Annotated in this window: 15 protein-coding genes; 11 read left to right on the forward strand and 4 right to left on the reverse strand. The window is 69.8% G+C overall.

What is annotated here, in order from left to right:
* Window positions 1–22: 22 nt before the first annotated feature.
* The gene (gene purB, locus AC0Z9V_RS16595; RefSeq protein WP_133081538.1) at window positions 23–1,453 is read right to left on the reverse strand and encodes an adenylosuccinate lyase; all 1,431 of its coding nucleotides are present in this window, start codon (window positions 1,451–1,453) and stop codon (window positions 23–25) included.
* A gap of 173 nt (window positions 1,454–1,626) precedes the next feature.
* Here purB and AC0Z9V_RS16600 point away from each other — a divergent pair, with 173 nt between their 5' ends.
* From AC0Z9V_RS16600 to AC0Z9V_RS16630, 7 genes are all read left to right on the forward strand, one after another.
* Window positions 1,627–1,893 (forward strand): hypothetical protein, encoded by a 267-nt coding sequence (locus AC0Z9V_RS16600; RefSeq protein WP_133081537.1) that lies wholly within the window; start codon window positions 1,627–1,629, stop codon window positions 1,891–1,893.
* On the forward strand, window positions 1,890–3,158 hold the full coding sequence (locus AC0Z9V_RS16605) for a hypothetical protein (protein ID WP_485142170.1): 1,269 nt from the start codon (window positions 1,890–1,892) through the stop codon (window positions 3,156–3,158). Before AC0Z9V_RS16600 ends, AC0Z9V_RS16605 begins: the two co-directional genes overlap by 4 nt.
* A 9-nt stretch (window positions 3,159–3,167) precedes the next feature.
* Entirely contained in the window at window positions 3,168–4,328 is a 1,161-nt protein-coding gene (locus tag AC0Z9V_RS16610) for a histidinol-phosphate transaminase (RefSeq protein ID WP_485142171.1), read from the forward strand.
* Between the two features lie 134 nt (window positions 4,329–4,462).
* Window positions 4,463–5,683: a pyruvate dehydrogenase (acetyl-transferring) E1 component subunit alpha gene (pdhA, locus tag AC0Z9V_RS16615; RefSeq protein WP_485142172.1), complete on the forward strand. Its 1,221-nt coding sequence runs from the start codon at window positions 4,463–4,465 to the stop codon at window positions 5,681–5,683.
* Window positions 5,683–6,657: an alpha-ketoacid dehydrogenase subunit beta gene (locus AC0Z9V_RS16620; protein ID WP_133081534.1), complete on the forward strand. Its 975-nt coding sequence runs from the start codon at window positions 5,683–5,685 to the stop codon at window positions 6,655–6,657. The genes pdhA and AC0Z9V_RS16620 overlap by 1 nt, the downstream gene beginning before the upstream one ends.
* A gap of 9 nt (window positions 6,658–6,666) precedes the next feature.
* Entirely contained in the window at window positions 6,667–8,241 is a 1,575-nt protein-coding gene (locus AC0Z9V_RS16625) for a dihydrolipoamide acetyltransferase family protein (protein ID WP_485142173.1), read from the forward strand.
* A gap of 9 nt (window positions 8,242–8,250) precedes the next feature.
* Window positions 8,251–8,475 carry a hypothetical protein gene (locus tag AC0Z9V_RS16630; RefSeq protein WP_133081532.1) on the forward strand — a complete coding sequence of 75 codons (225 nt, stop codon included), beginning with the start codon at window positions 8,251–8,253 and terminating at the stop codon, window positions 8,473–8,475.
* Between the two features lie 73 nt (window positions 8,476–8,548).
* Here AC0Z9V_RS16630 and AC0Z9V_RS16635 read toward each other — a convergent pair whose 3' ends face one another.
* Together AC0Z9V_RS16635 and AC0Z9V_RS16640 are read right to left on the reverse strand one after the other, a co-directional pair.
* The gene (locus AC0Z9V_RS16635; RefSeq protein WP_485142174.1) at window positions 8,549–9,844 is read right to left on the reverse strand and encodes an aminotransferase-like domain-containing protein; all 1,296 of its coding nucleotides are present in this window, start codon (window positions 9,842–9,844) and stop codon (window positions 8,549–8,551) included.
* Between the two features lie 88 nt (window positions 9,845–9,932).
* Entirely contained in the window at window positions 9,933–10,901 is a 969-nt protein-coding gene (locus tag AC0Z9V_RS16640; RefSeq protein ID WP_133081530.1) for a LuxR C-terminal-related transcriptional regulator, read from the reverse strand.
* A gap of 372 nt (window positions 10,902–11,273) precedes the next feature.
* Between AC0Z9V_RS16640 and AC0Z9V_RS16645 the strand changes: the two genes are divergently transcribed.
* From AC0Z9V_RS16645 to AC0Z9V_RS16655, 3 genes are all read left to right on the forward strand, one after another.
* A complete protein-coding gene (locus AC0Z9V_RS16645; RefSeq protein WP_485142175.1) occupies window positions 11,274–11,414 on the forward strand; it encodes a hypothetical protein in 141 nt (46 codons plus the stop codon).
* 83 nt (window positions 11,415–11,497) lie between these two features.
* Entirely contained in the window at window positions 11,498–12,472 is a 975-nt protein-coding gene (locus tag AC0Z9V_RS16650) for a lantibiotic dehydratase C-terminal domain-containing protein (protein ID WP_485142176.1), read from the forward strand.
* Between the two features lie 61 nt (window positions 12,473–12,533).
* On the forward strand, window positions 12,534–12,704 hold the full coding sequence (locus AC0Z9V_RS16655) for a hypothetical protein (protein ID WP_485142177.1): 171 nt from the start codon (window positions 12,534–12,536) through the stop codon (window positions 12,702–12,704).
* Between the two features lie 73 nt (window positions 12,705–12,777).
* Here AC0Z9V_RS16655 and AC0Z9V_RS16660 read toward each other — a convergent pair whose 3' ends face one another.
* Window positions 12,778–13,338, reverse strand: coding sequence for an NAD(P)H-dependent oxidoreductase (locus tag AC0Z9V_RS16660; RefSeq protein WP_133081528.1), 561 nt, complete (start codon window positions 13,336–13,338; stop codon window positions 12,778–12,780).
* A 105-nt stretch (window positions 13,339–13,443) separates the two neighbouring features.
* Here AC0Z9V_RS16660 and AC0Z9V_RS16665 point away from each other — a divergent pair, with 105 nt between their 5' ends.
* A complete protein-coding gene (locus AC0Z9V_RS16665; protein WP_133081527.1) occupies window positions 13,444–14,076 on the forward strand; it encodes a TetR/AcrR family transcriptional regulator in 633 nt (210 codons plus the stop codon).
* Window positions 14,077–14,105: the final 29 nt, after the last annotated feature.

Raw genomic sequence — 14,105 nt, forward strand, 5'->3', positions numbered from 1 at the left:
CCGGCTCCTGCGCCGGCGTCGGTCAGCCCAGATGGTCCACGAGGTCGGAGGCGATGCCGGTGTAGAGGGCGGGGGAGAGCTCCAGGAGCCGCTGCTCGGCGTCCTCGCTCAGTCCGAGGCCGCTGACGAATTCCCGCATGCGCCCGGCGTCCACCCGGTGCCCGCGGGTGAGCTCCTTGAGCCGCTCGTACGGATCGTCGAGCCCCTGGACACCCGCGATCGCCTCTGCCCGCATGACCATCTGCACGGCCTCGCCGAGGACTTCCCAGTTCCCGTCGAGGTCCGCCGCGAGGACGTCCTCGGCCACATCGAGGCGGGCGAGGCCCTTGGCGACGTTCGAGATGGCGAGCAGGGAGTGTCCGAGCGCCACGCCGATGTTGCGCTGGCTCGAGGAATCCGTGAGGTCCCGCTGCCACCGCGAGGTCACGAGGGTCGACGCCAGGACGTCGAGCAGGGCCGAGGAAATCTCCAGGTTGGCTTCGGCGTTCTCGAAGCGGATCGGGTTGACCTTGTGGGGCATGGTCGAGGAGCCCGTCGCTCCGGCCACCGGGACCTGGGCGAAGTAGCCGATGGAGATGTAGCTCCAGACGTCGGTGCAGAAGTTGTGCAGGATCCGGTTGAAGCGCGCGACGTCCGAGTAGAGCTCCGCCTGCCAGTCGTGGGACTCGATCTGCGTGGTCAGGGGGTTCCAGTCGAGTCCGAGTCCCTCCACGAAGGACCGGGAGACGTCCTGCCAGTCCGCCTGGGGGACGGAGGCGTAGTGCGCCGCGTAGGTGCCGGTGGCACCGTTGATCTTGCCGAGGAACTCCGTCGCGGCGATGCGGTCGAGCTGGCGGGTCAACCGGTGCGCGACGACGGCCATCTCCTTGCCCAGGGTGGTGGGCGTGGCGGGCTGGCCGTGCGTCCGGGAGAGCATCGGGGTGTCCCTCGAGGTCCGCGCCAGGTCCGCGACGGACGCGACGAGGCTCCGTGCGGCGGGAAGCCAGATGTCGAGGACCGCGCCCTTGATGCCGAGGGCGTACGAGAGGTTGTTGATGTCCTCGGAGGTGCAGCCGAAGTGGACGAGGGGCTTCAGGTGCCCGATGCCGATCCCTTCGAGCCGCCGCCCGATGAAGTACTCCACGGCCTTGACGTCGTGGACGGTGACGGCCTCGATCTCGCCGAGTTCGGCGACCGAGTCGGCGTCGAAGGACGTGACGATGGCCCGGAGCCGGGCCTCCTGCTCCTCGCCCAGCGGCTCGGTCCCGGGCAGCACGGACCGGCGGGTCAGGTGGATCAGCCATTCGACCTCGACGTGGACCCGGTCGCGGTTGAGTGCCGCCTCCGAGAGGAAGTCGATCAGGGGAGCGACCGCCTCGCGGTACCGGCCGTCGAGTGGGCCGAGGGTCAGGGACGTCCCCTCCCCTCGGGACAGTGCAGCGAATTCAACCCGGGAGAGCGCGGAGTCAGCCATTGCGCCATTCTTTCACGGAGCGGGCCGCGGTCCTCACCCCGCTGTCCACATACCGGAACGGCGCTCCGATGCCGCCACGGCGCGCTCCTAGCGTTGGGCGTACCGCAGGGGCACGGTGACGGGAGGGGACTCCGATGGACGGTCGGCCGGAGGCGGGCACGCGAGGCGGACCGGTGACAGCCGGCTCGGACATTCCCGCGATGGAGGGCGCCCTGCGGCGGCACGCGGCAGACCTGGGAGAGATCCGTCGGCATGCGCTGGCCGTCAGCCTGTTGTCCTGGGAATCCCCGGCGGGGAGGAATTTCAGGTCCTACCTGTCCGAGCGCTGCCTTGAGCTGTCCCGCACGATCGACCTGCTCGAGTCTGCAGCCGCTGACCTCCGTGAGTGCGGGCGGCTGGTCCGCGACGCAGAGATGCTCCGCCATCAGGCGGGGCAGTGACCGGCGCGCTCCGTCCCGTCGAGGGTAACGACGGCCCGCTGACCGTCCGGGGCGGTGTCGGCGGGATCCGGTTCCAGTGGGAGGAGCTCGAGGAGGCTGCGCGGATCCTGTCGCTGCTCGCCACGGATACAGGGGACGTGGCCATGGCTCTCGGCTACCTCCGGTGGGATGTCAGCGAGCTCCCCCGGTCGGTCCTGCACCTCCAGCCTCTCGGAAGCCTGGCGGGCCACCACTACGGGAACGCGCTCGCCTCCCTCGACGCAGCGTGGACCGCCGCGACGGACAACGGCCGCGCCCTGGCCTCGACCGAGGAACGGCTCCGGGCGAGCCTGACCGCCTATGCCGTCGCGGACCGAGCTGCCGTCGCGGCCCTCGAAGCCGTCCGGGTCGGGAGCGGGGCAGCGGCACGGGCTGCGGCACGCTCGGCCATCGACGCGGACCTGCTGGAGGTCGGCCCCATCTCGCTGCGCGCCGGGGCGGTCGGCGACACCGTCCCCTTCGACGGGACCGTGGAAGGAATCATCGACCGGATGGCAGCCGTCGAGGCCGAGCAACCCGGGACGTTCGAGGTGCTCCGTGCCGGCACGGAGGACCGGCCGGTGTACGTCGTCGTCCTGCCGGGAACACAGGTGGGAACGGCCGAAGGTGCCGCCGGCAGCAATCCCTTCGATGAAGGAGGCATCGCGGAAGCCCTGGCAGAGGACAGCCGCTTCACCGAGGCGGCCGTCCTGGAAGCGCTCGACCGGGCGGGCGCGGCGTCGGGCGATGCCCTGATCATCGCGGGCTACAGCCAGGGCGGGCTCCACGCCGTGAACCTGGCCGGGCCGGGGGCGGTGGACCGACGCTACGACGTCCAGCTCGTCCTGACGGCGGGCTCTCCCACGGGATGGCATGCATCCGGCGACAGCGAGTACCTCCACCTCGAGCACCGCGCGGATGCCGTGCCCGAGCTCGACATGACGGCGAACGAGGAGGGCCGCCACCGCACCACCGTGACGCTCGGCAATCCGGTGCCGGCCCTGACCCGTCGGGACGACGGCTCCTCCGAACCCTGGGGCCTCGGCCCGGCGCACAAACTGGAGAACTACGCGGCGGGGGCGCGGTTCGTGGATTCGAGTGACGCACCCTCCCTGGTCCCCGCCGCGGCCCTGCTCGCCACCGCCGGCGCCGCAGGGACGGCCGGCCGGTCGTCCTTCACGGCGGCCCGGCGTCCCGGACCGGCGAAGCCTCCCAGGTCCCGCGCGGGGCGCAGGCACCCGGTCTAGGCTGTCTCCATGACGTCGATCGATGACCTGCCGGCAACGCCCTCCGATGACCTGTCCGCTGCGGACCGCGCGCCGGCCGCCGTCCATCCCCGAAGCGTCCTCGGACAGCTTCCCCGCTACGCGGCCGGGAAACCCCCCGTCGTCGTCGAGGGGATGGAGAGCTTCAAGCTCTCGTCGAACGAGAACCCGCTGCCGCCCCTGCCCGCCGTGCTCGAGGCGATCGCCTCCGAGACCGCGATCAACCGCTACCCGGATCCGCTGACCACGGCCCTCCGGACCGAGCTGGCCGGCTATCTGGGCGTTCCCGCCACCGACATCGTGACCGGGGCGGGCAGCCTGGGCGCCCTCAACCAGATCCTCGCGACCTTCGCCGGCCAGAACGACTTCGACGCCCCCGACGAGGTGGTGTACGCCTGGCGTTCCTTCGAGGCCTATCCCATCAGCGTGGGGCTCGCCGGAGCAGCCGGCGTCCAGGTGCCGGTCCGGGCGGACGGCACGCACGACCTCGACGCGATGGCTGCCGCCGTCACGGACCGCACCCGCGTCATCCTGCTGTGCACGCCGAACAACCCCACCGGGCCCATCCTGACGCGCCAGGACGTGGTCGATTTCCTGGGGAAGGTCCCCGCGCACATCGTGGTCGTCATCGACGAGGCGTACCAGGAGTTCGTGCGGCGCCCGGACGCGGTCGACGGGATCGCCCTCTACCGGGACCACCCGAACGTCATCGTGCTCCGGACGTTCTCCAAGGCACACGGCCTGGCAGGCCTGCGGGTCGGCTACTCCGTCTCGCAGCAGGCGCTCACCGAGCACCTGAGGGTCAGCGCCGTCCCGTTCGCCGTCTCCCAGATCGCCGAGCACGCCGCCGTGACCTCGCTGCGCCACATCGACGAGGTCGAGGCGCGCGTGCAGTCCATCGTGGACGAACGCGACCGCGTGGTCGACGGGCTCCGCGGGCTGGGGTGGAGCATCCCCGAGGCCGAGGGCAATTTCGTGTGGCTGGCGCTCGGCGAGCACGCGCAGGATTTCGCCGCGAAGGCCGGCGAGCAGGCATTGTCGGTGCGTGCCTTCGGCTCGGAGGGAGTGCGGGTGTCCATCGGCGAGGAGGCCGCGAACACGCGGTTCCTGGAACTGTGCAGAGGCTACACGCATCGACCCGCTGCCGGTTGAGGTCGTCTTAAATAGGCCCGAGGGCACGTGCTGACTAGTCTTGGTCAGTATGTCGTCGGAAGATATGTTCTCCGATGTATGACTTGCTACATACATTCTCATTGAGGAATGTACAGCGTCGGGTAAGGAGCAGTATGAACGGCAACCGATTGCCGACAGCGGAGTTCGAGGTCGAGGAAGTCGTGCGGGCTGCGCATCCCGCGGAGGCGGACAGCCGGCGGGAGCCGGGCATCGACATGCTCCAGGTCCTCGCGGCCGACGGCACCATGGCGGCAGGACTGAGCGCAGAGGTCGCCGGCCGTCCGGTCGACTTCTCCCCCTACCTCTCGACGTTCGACCCCGACCACCTGCGGTCCCTGTACCGCGACATGTTCCTGATCCGGCGCTTCGACCAGGAGTCGACGGCGCTGCAGCGCCAGGGCCAGTTGGCCCTCTGGGTGCCGCTCACAGGCCAGGAAGCCGCACAGATCGGCTCCGGCCGTGCCCTCGAGCCGCAGGACTACGCCTTCCCCACCTACCGGGAGCACGGCGTCGCCCTCACCCGCGGCGTCGAACTCGCCGAGATCCTCCGCCTGTTCCGGGGGGTGACCAACGGCGGCTGGGACCCCCGGGAGCGGAACTTCCACCTCTACACGCTGGTGCTGGCGGCGCAGTCCCTGCACGCCGTCGGCTACGCGATGGGGATGCAGCGCGACCAGCTGGCCGACCCCTCCCTCCCGCCCGCGGCCTCGATCGCCTACTTCGGCGACGGCGCGAGCTCCGAGGGAGATATCCACGAATCCATGGTGTTCGCCGCGTCCTTCGACGCGCCCGTGGTGTTCTTCTGCCAGAACAACCAGTGGGCCATCTCCGTCCCCTCGACGGTCCAGACCCGGGTGCCCCTCGCGCAGCGGGCCGAGGGCTACGGGTTCCCGGGCATCCGGGTCGACGGCAACGACGTCGTCGCCGTCGAAGCGGTCACGCGGTGGGCGCTCGAGCACGCGCGGTCCGGCAGGGGGCCGGTGCTGATCGAGGCGTACACCTACCGCATGAGCGCGCACACCACGGCGGACGACCCCACGAAGTACCGGTTGTCGCACGACGAGCAGGAATGGCAGCCCCGGGACCCCCTGGTCCGTCTCGAGGCCTACCTCCGCTCGACCGGCATGGCCGACGACGCGTTCTTCGAGGACCTCGGCGCCGAGGCCCGCACCATGGCCACCGGACTGCGCGAGGCGGTGCTGTCCATGACGGCTCCGGATCTCGCCGACCGCTTCGCCGCGGTGTACGCGGAACCGCATCCGCTGATCCAGGAGGAGCTGCTCTTCTTCGAGCAGTACGAAGCCGGATTCGCCGATGAAGGGAAGCACGCCTGATGGCGACGATGACCATCGCGAAGGCGATCAACGAGGGCCTGCGCGCGTCGCTCGCGAACGACCCGAAGACCCTGCTCATGGGCGAGGACATCGGGGAGCTCGGCGGGGTGTACCGCGTCACCGACGGCCTCAAGAAGGACTTCGGGGCCCTGCGCGTCGTCGACTCGCCGCTGGCGGAATCGGGCATCATCGGGACCGCGATCGGGCTGGCGCTGCGCGGCTACCGCCCCATCTGCGAGATCCAGTTCGACGGATTCGTCTTCCCCGGCTTCAACCAGATCACCACGCAGCTCGCGAAGCTCCGCACCCGCAGCGACGGCATGCTCAGCGCGCCCGTGGTCATCCGGATCCCCTACGGCGGGGGCATCGGCAGCGTCGAGCACCACTCCGAGTCGCCCGAGGCGCTCTTCGCCCACACCGCCGGGCTGCGGATCATCACGCCGTCCAACGCACAGGACGCCTACTGGATGATCCAGCAGGCCGTCACCTGCGAGGACCCCGTGATCGTCTTCGAGCCGAAGCGGCGCTACTGGCTCAAGGGCGAGGTGGACACCGCGGCTCCCACCGCGGACCCGTTCTCCGCCCAGGTCCTGCGCCGCGGAACGGACGCGACCGTCGTCGCCTACGGGCCGCTGGTGCCCGTGGCCCTCGCGGCGGCCGCCGCTGCCGAGGAGGACGGCCGGAGCATCGAGGTCATCGACCTCCGCTCCATCTCGCCGATCGACTTCGACACCGTCACGGAGTCGGTGACGCGGACGGGCCGGCTGGTCGTCGCGCACGAGGCCCCCACGTTCGGCGGCATCGGCGGGGAGATCGCCGCACGGATCTCCGAGCGGGCGTTCCTCTCCCTCGAAGCACCCGTCATCCGCGTGGGCGGCTTCCACATGCCCTATCCCGTGGCCCGCGTGGAGGAGCAGTACCTGCCGGACATCGACCGCATCCTCGAGGCACTCGACCGTGCCTTCGCATACTGAAGGACCATCATGACGCTCAATACGTTCAACCTGCCCGACGTCGGTGAGGGCCTCACCGAGGCAGAGATCGTGCAGTGGAAGGTGGCCCCCGGCGCCACGGTGTCCGTCAACGACATCATCTGCGAGATCGAGACCGCGAAGTCCCTCGTCGAACTCTCCTCGCCCTACGCGGGAACGGTGTCCGAGCTGCTCGTGGCCGAGGGCGAGACCATCGAGGTGGGCACGCCGATCATCTCGGTCGAGGACGCGTCCTCCGGCCCGGGCGTCGGGAGCGACGGCGGAGAGCGCACCGGTGCGCCGCAGCGCGACGGTGCCGGCGCGGGTACGGACGCGGCAGGGCGCGACGGCGACCAGCAATCGGCAGCCGGGGACGACGTGCCGGTACCCGGCATGCCGGGGGAGCTCGGAGGGCTCGAACAGGGCCACCCGTCGCGCCCGGGCGCCGACGCGGACCGACCGGGAGCCGCGGCACCGGAGGCGGCACCGGGTCCCCTCGTGGGCACCGGCCCGAAGGCCGACGCTGTGAAGCGCAGGCCGCGGAAAGCACAGGCGCCCGCTGCGGGCCTTCCGGTGCCGACCAGCCCCGCGCAGGCCCCCGCACGACCGGGACCCGTCCCGCAGGCGCCGCCGGAGCCTCCGGCCGGCAGCCCGGATCGGCCGGAAGCCGAGCCGGCTGCTCGGACGAATCCGCTCAACCAGCTGATCAACCGCGTGCTGGCGAAGCCTCCGGTCCGCAAGGCCGCGCGCGACCTCGGCATCAACCTCGCCGACGTCCCGGCCACGGGTTCGGCGGGCGAGGTCACCAAGCAGGACCTCATGAGCTACCAGTCCCAGCGCGACGCCGAACAGGACGGCGCCCCGTCCTTCTGGGCCGACCGCAAGCTCCTGGGCGGAGGGCGCATCGAGCGCATCCCGGTGAAGGGCGTCCGCAAGGCCACGGCGAGGGCGATGGTGCAGAGCGCCTTCACGGCTCCGCACGTGAGTATCTTCGTGGACGTCGATGCGTCCCGCACCATGGAGTTCGTCAAGCGGCTGAAGGCGTCGCGTGACTTCGAGGGCATCAAGGTCTCGCCGCTGCTGATCCTCGCGAAGGCTGTCATCTGGGCCGCGGCACGCAATCCCTCCGTCAACGCGACCTGGACCGATGACGAGATCCTCGTCAAGCACTTCATGAACCTCGGGATCGCGGCCGCCACGCCCCGTGGCCTCATGGTGCCGAACATCAAGGACGCGCAGGACCTCTCGCTCAAGGAGCTGGCGCTGGCGCTGAACGACCTGGCGACGACGGCGCGCGCCGGCAGGACACAGCCGGCCCAGATGCAGGGCGGCACGCTGACGATCACCAACATCGGTGCCCTCGGCATCGACACGGGAACGCCGATCATCAACCCGGGGGAGGTGGCGATCGTCGCGTTCGGCACCATCAAGCAGAAGCCCTGGGTCCTCGACGGCGAGGTCATCCCCCGCTGGATCACCACGCTCGGAGGGTCCTTCGACCACCGCGTGGTCGACGGCGACCTGAGCGCACGGTTCATGGCCGACGTCGCCTCCATCCTCGAGGAGCCGGCACTGCTGCTCGACTAGGGTGGGCTCATGAACCAGCAGCTACCCGGTGAGGGGCCCGGCCGCCGGCCCCGCGCGCGCTATCCGCTGAGCCGGCTCCTGCTCGTCGTCGCACTCGGGTTCCTCGCGTCGACCGTCCTGCAGCTGGCCTTCCCGGGTCTCGGCACCGTGGCGCGGCTGTCCATCCTCGTGATCGGAGCCGCCCTCATCTCGATCGCGGTGACGCTGCGCCAGCAGAAGCGCCCGCCCCGCTGACGGTCCCGCATCGGGAGGGCCGGCCGCGTGCGTACCGGCGGCGGTCGAAGGACCGGACGCCGGCGCTACCGCATCAGCGTCGGTTGTCCTCGATCGCCTCGCGCAGGATCGGCGCGAGGCGCCGTACGCCCTCGACGATGTCCTCCGGCGCCACGGCGCTGAAGGCGAGGCGGAGCTTGTTGGAGGGATCGTCCGACGGCGTGAATGCGGCTCCGGGGATGAACACGACGCCGGCGTCGATCGCCTGGTACAGCAGGGGATAGGTGTCGATACCCTCCGGCAGGGTGACCCAGACGAAGAACCCGCCGTCGGGGTTGGTCCAGTGGACCCCCTCCGGGAGTTCCTCGGCGAGCGCGCCCAGCATGGCGTCGCACCGCTCGCGGTAGAGGCTGCGCATGGTGCGCAGGTGTCCCTGCCAGTCGTACTCGGTGAGGTAGGCGGTCACGAGCATCTGCGTGAGCGGGGACGGGCACAGCACCACGGCTTCGCAGGCGAGGTAGAACCGGCGGTAGAGGTGCTTCGGCACCAGTGCCCAGCCGAGCCGCACCCCGGGCGCGAAGATCTTCGAGAAGGAGCCGAGGTAGATCACGTCGTCGGGGTTGTCGGCGCGCATGGGCTTCAGGGGTTCGCCGTCGAACCGGAGCATGCCGTAGGGGTTGTCCTCGAGCACGAGGATGGTGTGGGCGCGGCAGATGTCGACGACGCGCTGGCGACGCTCGGCAGCCAGTGTGATGCCGCTCGGGTTGTTGAAGCTGGGGATGGTGTAGAGCAGTTTGATGGCGCGGCCCTGCGCCTCGAGCTCGGTGATGACGCGCTCGAGCTCGTCCGGGATCAGGCCGGCGTCGTCCATGGGGATGGTGACGACGTCGACCTCGTAGGCCTCGAACGTGTTCAGGGCGCCCACGTAGGTGGGGTCCTCGCACAGGATCACGTCGCCGGGATTGCAGAAGACCTTCGCGGCGACGTCCTGCGCCGACTGCGAGCCCGTGGTGATCACGACGTCGTCGGGGTGGGCGCCTTCGATGCCCTCTGCGGCCATGACGTCGCAGACCAGTTCGCGCAGCTCGGTCATCCCCTGCCCGCCGCCGTACTGCAGGGCTTCGAGGCCGTGCTCGGCGATGATCTTCTGGGCGGTGCGCCCGAGGTCCTCGAGCGGCAGGGACTTCAGGTAGGGACTCCCTCCCGCAAGGGAGACGAGGCCCGGGCGGATCGAGATGTCGAAGACATCGCGCACCGCGGACTGCTTGATGTTGGCCGCCCGCAGCGAGAAGAGCTGATCGTGGCGGTTGGCGGAATCGACTGCTCGTTCGAGGGCGGCTTCGGTCTCGGCGGGCAGGAGGTCGGCGGAGGCTTCGCTGGAGGACGTCACGCCCAGAGTCTAGGCCCGGGTTCACCGTCAGGCAACAGCTGTTGACCGATGGTGCGTTCCCCGCCGATGCTGCCGATGCCGGTGCCGATCAGACCCAGCCGGCCTCACGCGCCTTGAGCGCAGCCTGGAACCGGCTGTCGGCCCGGAGGGTCTCGAGCATCCACGCGATGTGTCGTCGGCAGGTCCTCACGTTGATGTCCAGGCGGCGGGCGATCGACTCGTCGGACAGGCCGTTGGCCAGGCCCTGGATGATCGAGCGCTGCATGCTGCTGAGCGGTGACTCGACCTGCTGGGGAGCGAGGAAGGACTCGCTGACCTCCCAGGCGATGTCGAACAGGTGCGTGAAGATGTTGATGAGGCTGTGGTCCCGGATGACCAGGGCGGCCTTGTCGTCGCGGGTCAGCTGGCGGCCCACGAGGGCGAGCTTGTCGTCGAAGATCAGCATGCGCAGGGGGATGAAGGGCAGGACGCCGAATTCGCCGCCGCCGGCCGCGATGGCCTCGACGGCCTTGCGGGTGGGCACGTGGTCACGCGTGCTCGTGTCGTAGAGCGTCCGCCGCCGCACCCCGTTCTCCAGCAGCTCCAGGTCCTTGCGCACGCTCTCCTCGTGGACGTCCGCCGTCGAACCCTGCCCTGGCTGGGCGATGTAGACCTTCTCCGTGACATCACGACCGTAGTCGATGAGGACCCGATGGATGAGGTGGGGGTCCTCGAGAGTCTCGACGGAGGTGCTGGCGAGGACACTCTTCCGTGCTTCGAGGAACGTGGGGAGGAGGCTCGAGAGTTCACGGCGCCGGCCGCTGATCCGGGCCCTCAGGTCCTGCAGGGCGCGCTCGTCGGCGTCGACGAGATCGGCCAGGGCGACGTCGGGCGACACGGCCACGAATCCCTCCCCGTTGCCCGCCTGCGGGCTGAGGAGCCGCCGCCCGGACAGTTCACCGATGGCCGTGTCGATGCGGCGCAGGGTCAGGCCCAGCGCTTCGGACGCATCGGCGCGCGTCCAGCCGGGATGCCCGACGGCGTACCGGTAGACCTCGAGCGACGTCGCATCCAGCATGAGCAGTCCTCGTCCCCGGCCACCGGGCGGCCGGCAGCATCACGATGTCGTGAAAAACATGACATGTCCAGTTAATGACAGTTCGGTGCGGCTGGCAATTCCGCCGTGCCGTAGGAGGACAATTCCATCGTCTTTCCGCGGAATCCCGGCGCGAAACCGCACCGGCCGACCGCCCGGTCCGGGCGCCCGAGTCCGCTTCGCGTCATGTCCACAAACGGCCACCCGTACTGCTGGACACCACCTGCCGCCGGCGGACATTCTGGTTGAGCCGGTTCACAGGGAAGCCCGACGGCTCCCCGAAGGAAACGGGTACTGCGGAGTCGCAGTGCCGGACAGCTCGACCTCCCGGACAGCGGGCAAGGAAGGATCGCCATGAAGAAGGTACTCGGCGCAACGGCAGGCCTGTTGATCCTGGTGGGGGCTGTTGTGCCGGCAGGCCAGTCCGTCGGCGCAGCCAGCTGGGATTGGCCGAAGAGCCAGCCGACGGCGAGCAGCTGGGACTGGCCCAAGTAACAGGGAGCCCCGGACTAGAGCCCGGCGGCCCCACCCGGAACCCGCCCCAGCGGGGGTGACCACAGACCCTGAAGGAGAGAGCCATGAGTCAGGTGACAGCCGTTCGAACCGCCTCACGAACGACAGTCAGCACTCAATGGTGGCATCTCTCCCTCTCGACGGGTGGCTTCGATGTAGCGGACGGCATCATCGAAGAGCTGGTCACCCCGCTGGTGGCGCAGGCACAGGCACTCGGCGCGAAGCGCTGGTACTTCATCCGGTGCGAGGATGCATCCACCGGCGTCGTCAGCCAGGTCAGGCTCAGCATCCATGCCCATCCCCGGGTCCTCGAGCGGCTCCGCGCCTTCCAGCGCGCGCTCCAGGTCCGCAGTGCACGGACCCTTCCGCTGCTGGCGGTCCGGCAGCAGTTCACGTCCCCTGCGGGCAACACCTACTATTCCGGCGGCCAGGAGATGGCGGATCCGCAACTGGAGGCGAATCTCGTCAAGTACGGCGGCGTGGAGGGCCTCGACCTGGCGGAGGAGGTCTTCGAGCTCAGCTCCGAACTCGCTGTCTGGGCCAACCAGCGCTTCCCGCGCATCCACGGCCGCTCGGCGCTCGGCGCGCTCGTCCTGTTCGATGCCGCCCAGAGCATGATGCGCGGTCCCCGTTCGGCGGGCTGGCCCGACCGGCGGCGGCTTTCGTGGGACTTCTACTGGGACAGCCACCTGCGCACCTGCACTGCCGACGTGGGCCCCCGTGCCGCCGGTGTTCGTGAGGCGATGACCGCCCAGGTCGCCTCCAAGGCATCGGGATTCCACGCCCTGATGGCCGCGACCGCCGCCGAATCAGCGGTGCTCAACTGGCGGCGACGCTGGTACCGGGCGCTCGATACCTACCTCTACCGCGCCGACAAGGTGCGGGTGAGCCGCAGTGCCCAGCACCTCACGGTCTACCAGGCGCACATGGCCCTCAATCGTCTCGGTTTCGTGGCCCGCGAAGAGGCCGCACTGGGACTGTACGCACGGACCTGGAAGCCGCAGGTCGTCATGATGAACGGGACGCGCAACCCCCAGTAGGGTCCGTCCCGCCACGACCCATCGAGCGAAGGACTGCACCATGAATGCAAGGAACACCATCGTGCTAGCCGTTGACGATGCCGATCTCTCGGAGGCCCTCGGGTGCTCCTCGGAGGCGGTCGAGTCGATGCAGAACGACGGCGTCCTCGAGTCGCAGGGCCAGCTCTGGGAGATCGGTCCGGCCCGGGACTACCTCCGTGATGCCGCGTGGGCGGACAACCTCTGGCACTGACGGGACGGATCAGCGGCAGGAATGACGAAAGACGCCGGCGCAGTGCGCCGGCGTCTTTCGCGTCGTACGGGAGTCAGGCTGCCACAGGTGTGGTGGCACCGGCCAGGGCGGCGAGGATCTCGCTCACCTGACCGGCTACTTCGCTGTCGTCCTTCGGGTGCAGCTCGGCGAAACGGGTGATCGAGCCGCCGATGGACAGCTTGGCGTCGTCGACCACGGAGGCTCCGGCCACCCCGAGGGCGCGGCGGGCCTCATCGTGGGCCCAGACTCCGCCGTACTGGCCGAAGGCGGATCCGATGACGGCGGCGGGCTTGCTCGAGATGGCACCGGCACCGTAGGGACGGGACAGCCAGTCGATCGCGTTCTTGAGCACGGCGGGCATGGTGCCGTTGTACTCGGGGGAGACGAGCAGCAGGGCGTCGGCGTCCGCGGCGGCGGCGCGGAGGTCGTCCGCGGCCTTCGGGCGGTCGACGTCGTTGTCGATGTCCTCGTTGTAGAAGGGGACCTCGCTCAGGGCGTCGAAGGTGACGACGTCGACGGAATCGGGAGCGTGCTCCACGGCGGCTTCGGCGAGCTGGCGGTTGATGGAGCCTTCGCGAAGGCTGCCGACCAGGGTCAGGATCGTGGTGGACATCGGTTCTCCCAGGGGTGTGAGGTCGAGACGAAAGAGGAGCGCGTACTGCGTCTGTCCTGTTCAAGCGGACCGTGGTCCGTTTTATTCCGCCGCTATAGTTGCGGGATGCAGGGCGAGGGATTGCTCCGGGTTCCGGGAGACGACGGAGAACGGACCGATGCCGCGCGCAACCGGAGGCTCCTCCTCGATGCCGCGGCCGAGATCGTGGCGTCCTGCGGTCCGGACAAGCTGACCACGGACGCCGTGGCGCGGCGGGCGGGCGTAGGCAAGGGGACGGTCTTCCGCCGGTTCGGGAACAGGGCGGGCCTGATGCACGCCCTCGCCGACCATGCGGGCCGTTCGTTCCAGCAGGCCTTCATGGCGGGGCCGCCACCGCTGGGCCCGGGGGCCCTCCCCCTCGATCGGCTGGTGGCCTTCGGGGAGGCGAGCATCGAGAGGATGCGCTTCGACGGACAGATCCTGCGGGCCGCCGAGCAGCAGGGCGGTGCGGACCTGGAGCATCCGACGCAGCAGCTCGTCCGGCTGCACCTGTCCATGCTGCTGCGCCAGATCGGAGCGCCGGATCCGGAGCTCGGCGCCTACCAGCTGGCCGCGTTCCTCAATGCGGGCCTCCTGCTCCATCTGCAGGAGTCCAGGGGCATGTCCACGGCCCGGCTCCAGGCCTCCTGGCGGGTGCTGGTCACGTCGCTGGCGTCAGGACCGCACGGGCAGCCCCCGGCCGGAGCCCACGTACACTGAACACCGCCGGCCACGAGTCCGGTGGCGAG

The sequence above is a fragment of the Arthrobacter sp. UYP4 genome, from assembly GCF_057291175.1.

Bases quoted from the DNA above. Each gene is read 5' to 3' on its own strand.
- AC0Z9V_RS16630 (WP_133081532.1), top strand. From the start codon at position 8,251: ATGAACCAGCAGCTACCCGGTGAGGGGCCCGGCCGCCGGCCCCGCGCG.
- AC0Z9V_RS16625 (WP_485142173.1), top strand. From the start codon at position 6,667: ATGACGCTCAATACGTTCAACCTGCCCGACGTCGGTGAGGGCCTCACC.
- AC0Z9V_RS16620 (WP_133081534.1), top strand. From the start codon at position 5,683: ATGGCGACGATGACCATCGCGAAGGCGATCAACGAGGGCCTGCGCGCG.
- AC0Z9V_RS16650 (WP_485142176.1), top strand. From the start codon at position 11,498: ATGAGTCAGGTGACAGCCGTTCGAACCGCCTCACGAACGACAGTCAGC.
- pdhA (WP_485142172.1), top strand. From the start codon at position 4,463: ATGAACGGCAACCGATTGCCGACAGCGGAGTTCGAGGTCGAGGAAGTC.
- AC0Z9V_RS16645 (WP_485142175.1), top strand. From the start codon at position 11,274: ATGAAGAAGGTACTCGGCGCAACGGCAGGCCTGTTGATCCTGGTGGGG.
- purB (WP_133081538.1), bottom strand. From the start codon at position 1,453: ATGGCTGACTCCGCGCTCTCCCGGGTTGAATTCGCTGCACTGTCCCGA.
- AC0Z9V_RS16665 (WP_133081527.1), top strand. From the start codon at position 13,444: ATGCAGGGCGAGGGATTGCTCCGGGTTCCGGGAGACGACGGAGAACGG.
- AC0Z9V_RS16610 (WP_485142171.1), top strand. From the start codon at position 3,168: ATGACGTCGATCGATGACCTGCCGGCAACGCCCTCCGATGACCTGTCC.
- AC0Z9V_RS16640 (WP_133081530.1), bottom strand. From the start codon at position 10,901: ATGCTGGATGCGACGTCGCTCGAGGTCTACCGGTACGCCGTCGGGCAT.
- AC0Z9V_RS16660 (WP_133081528.1), bottom strand. From the start codon at position 13,338: ATGTCCACCACGATCCTGACCCTGGTCGGCAGCCTTCGCGAAGGCTCC.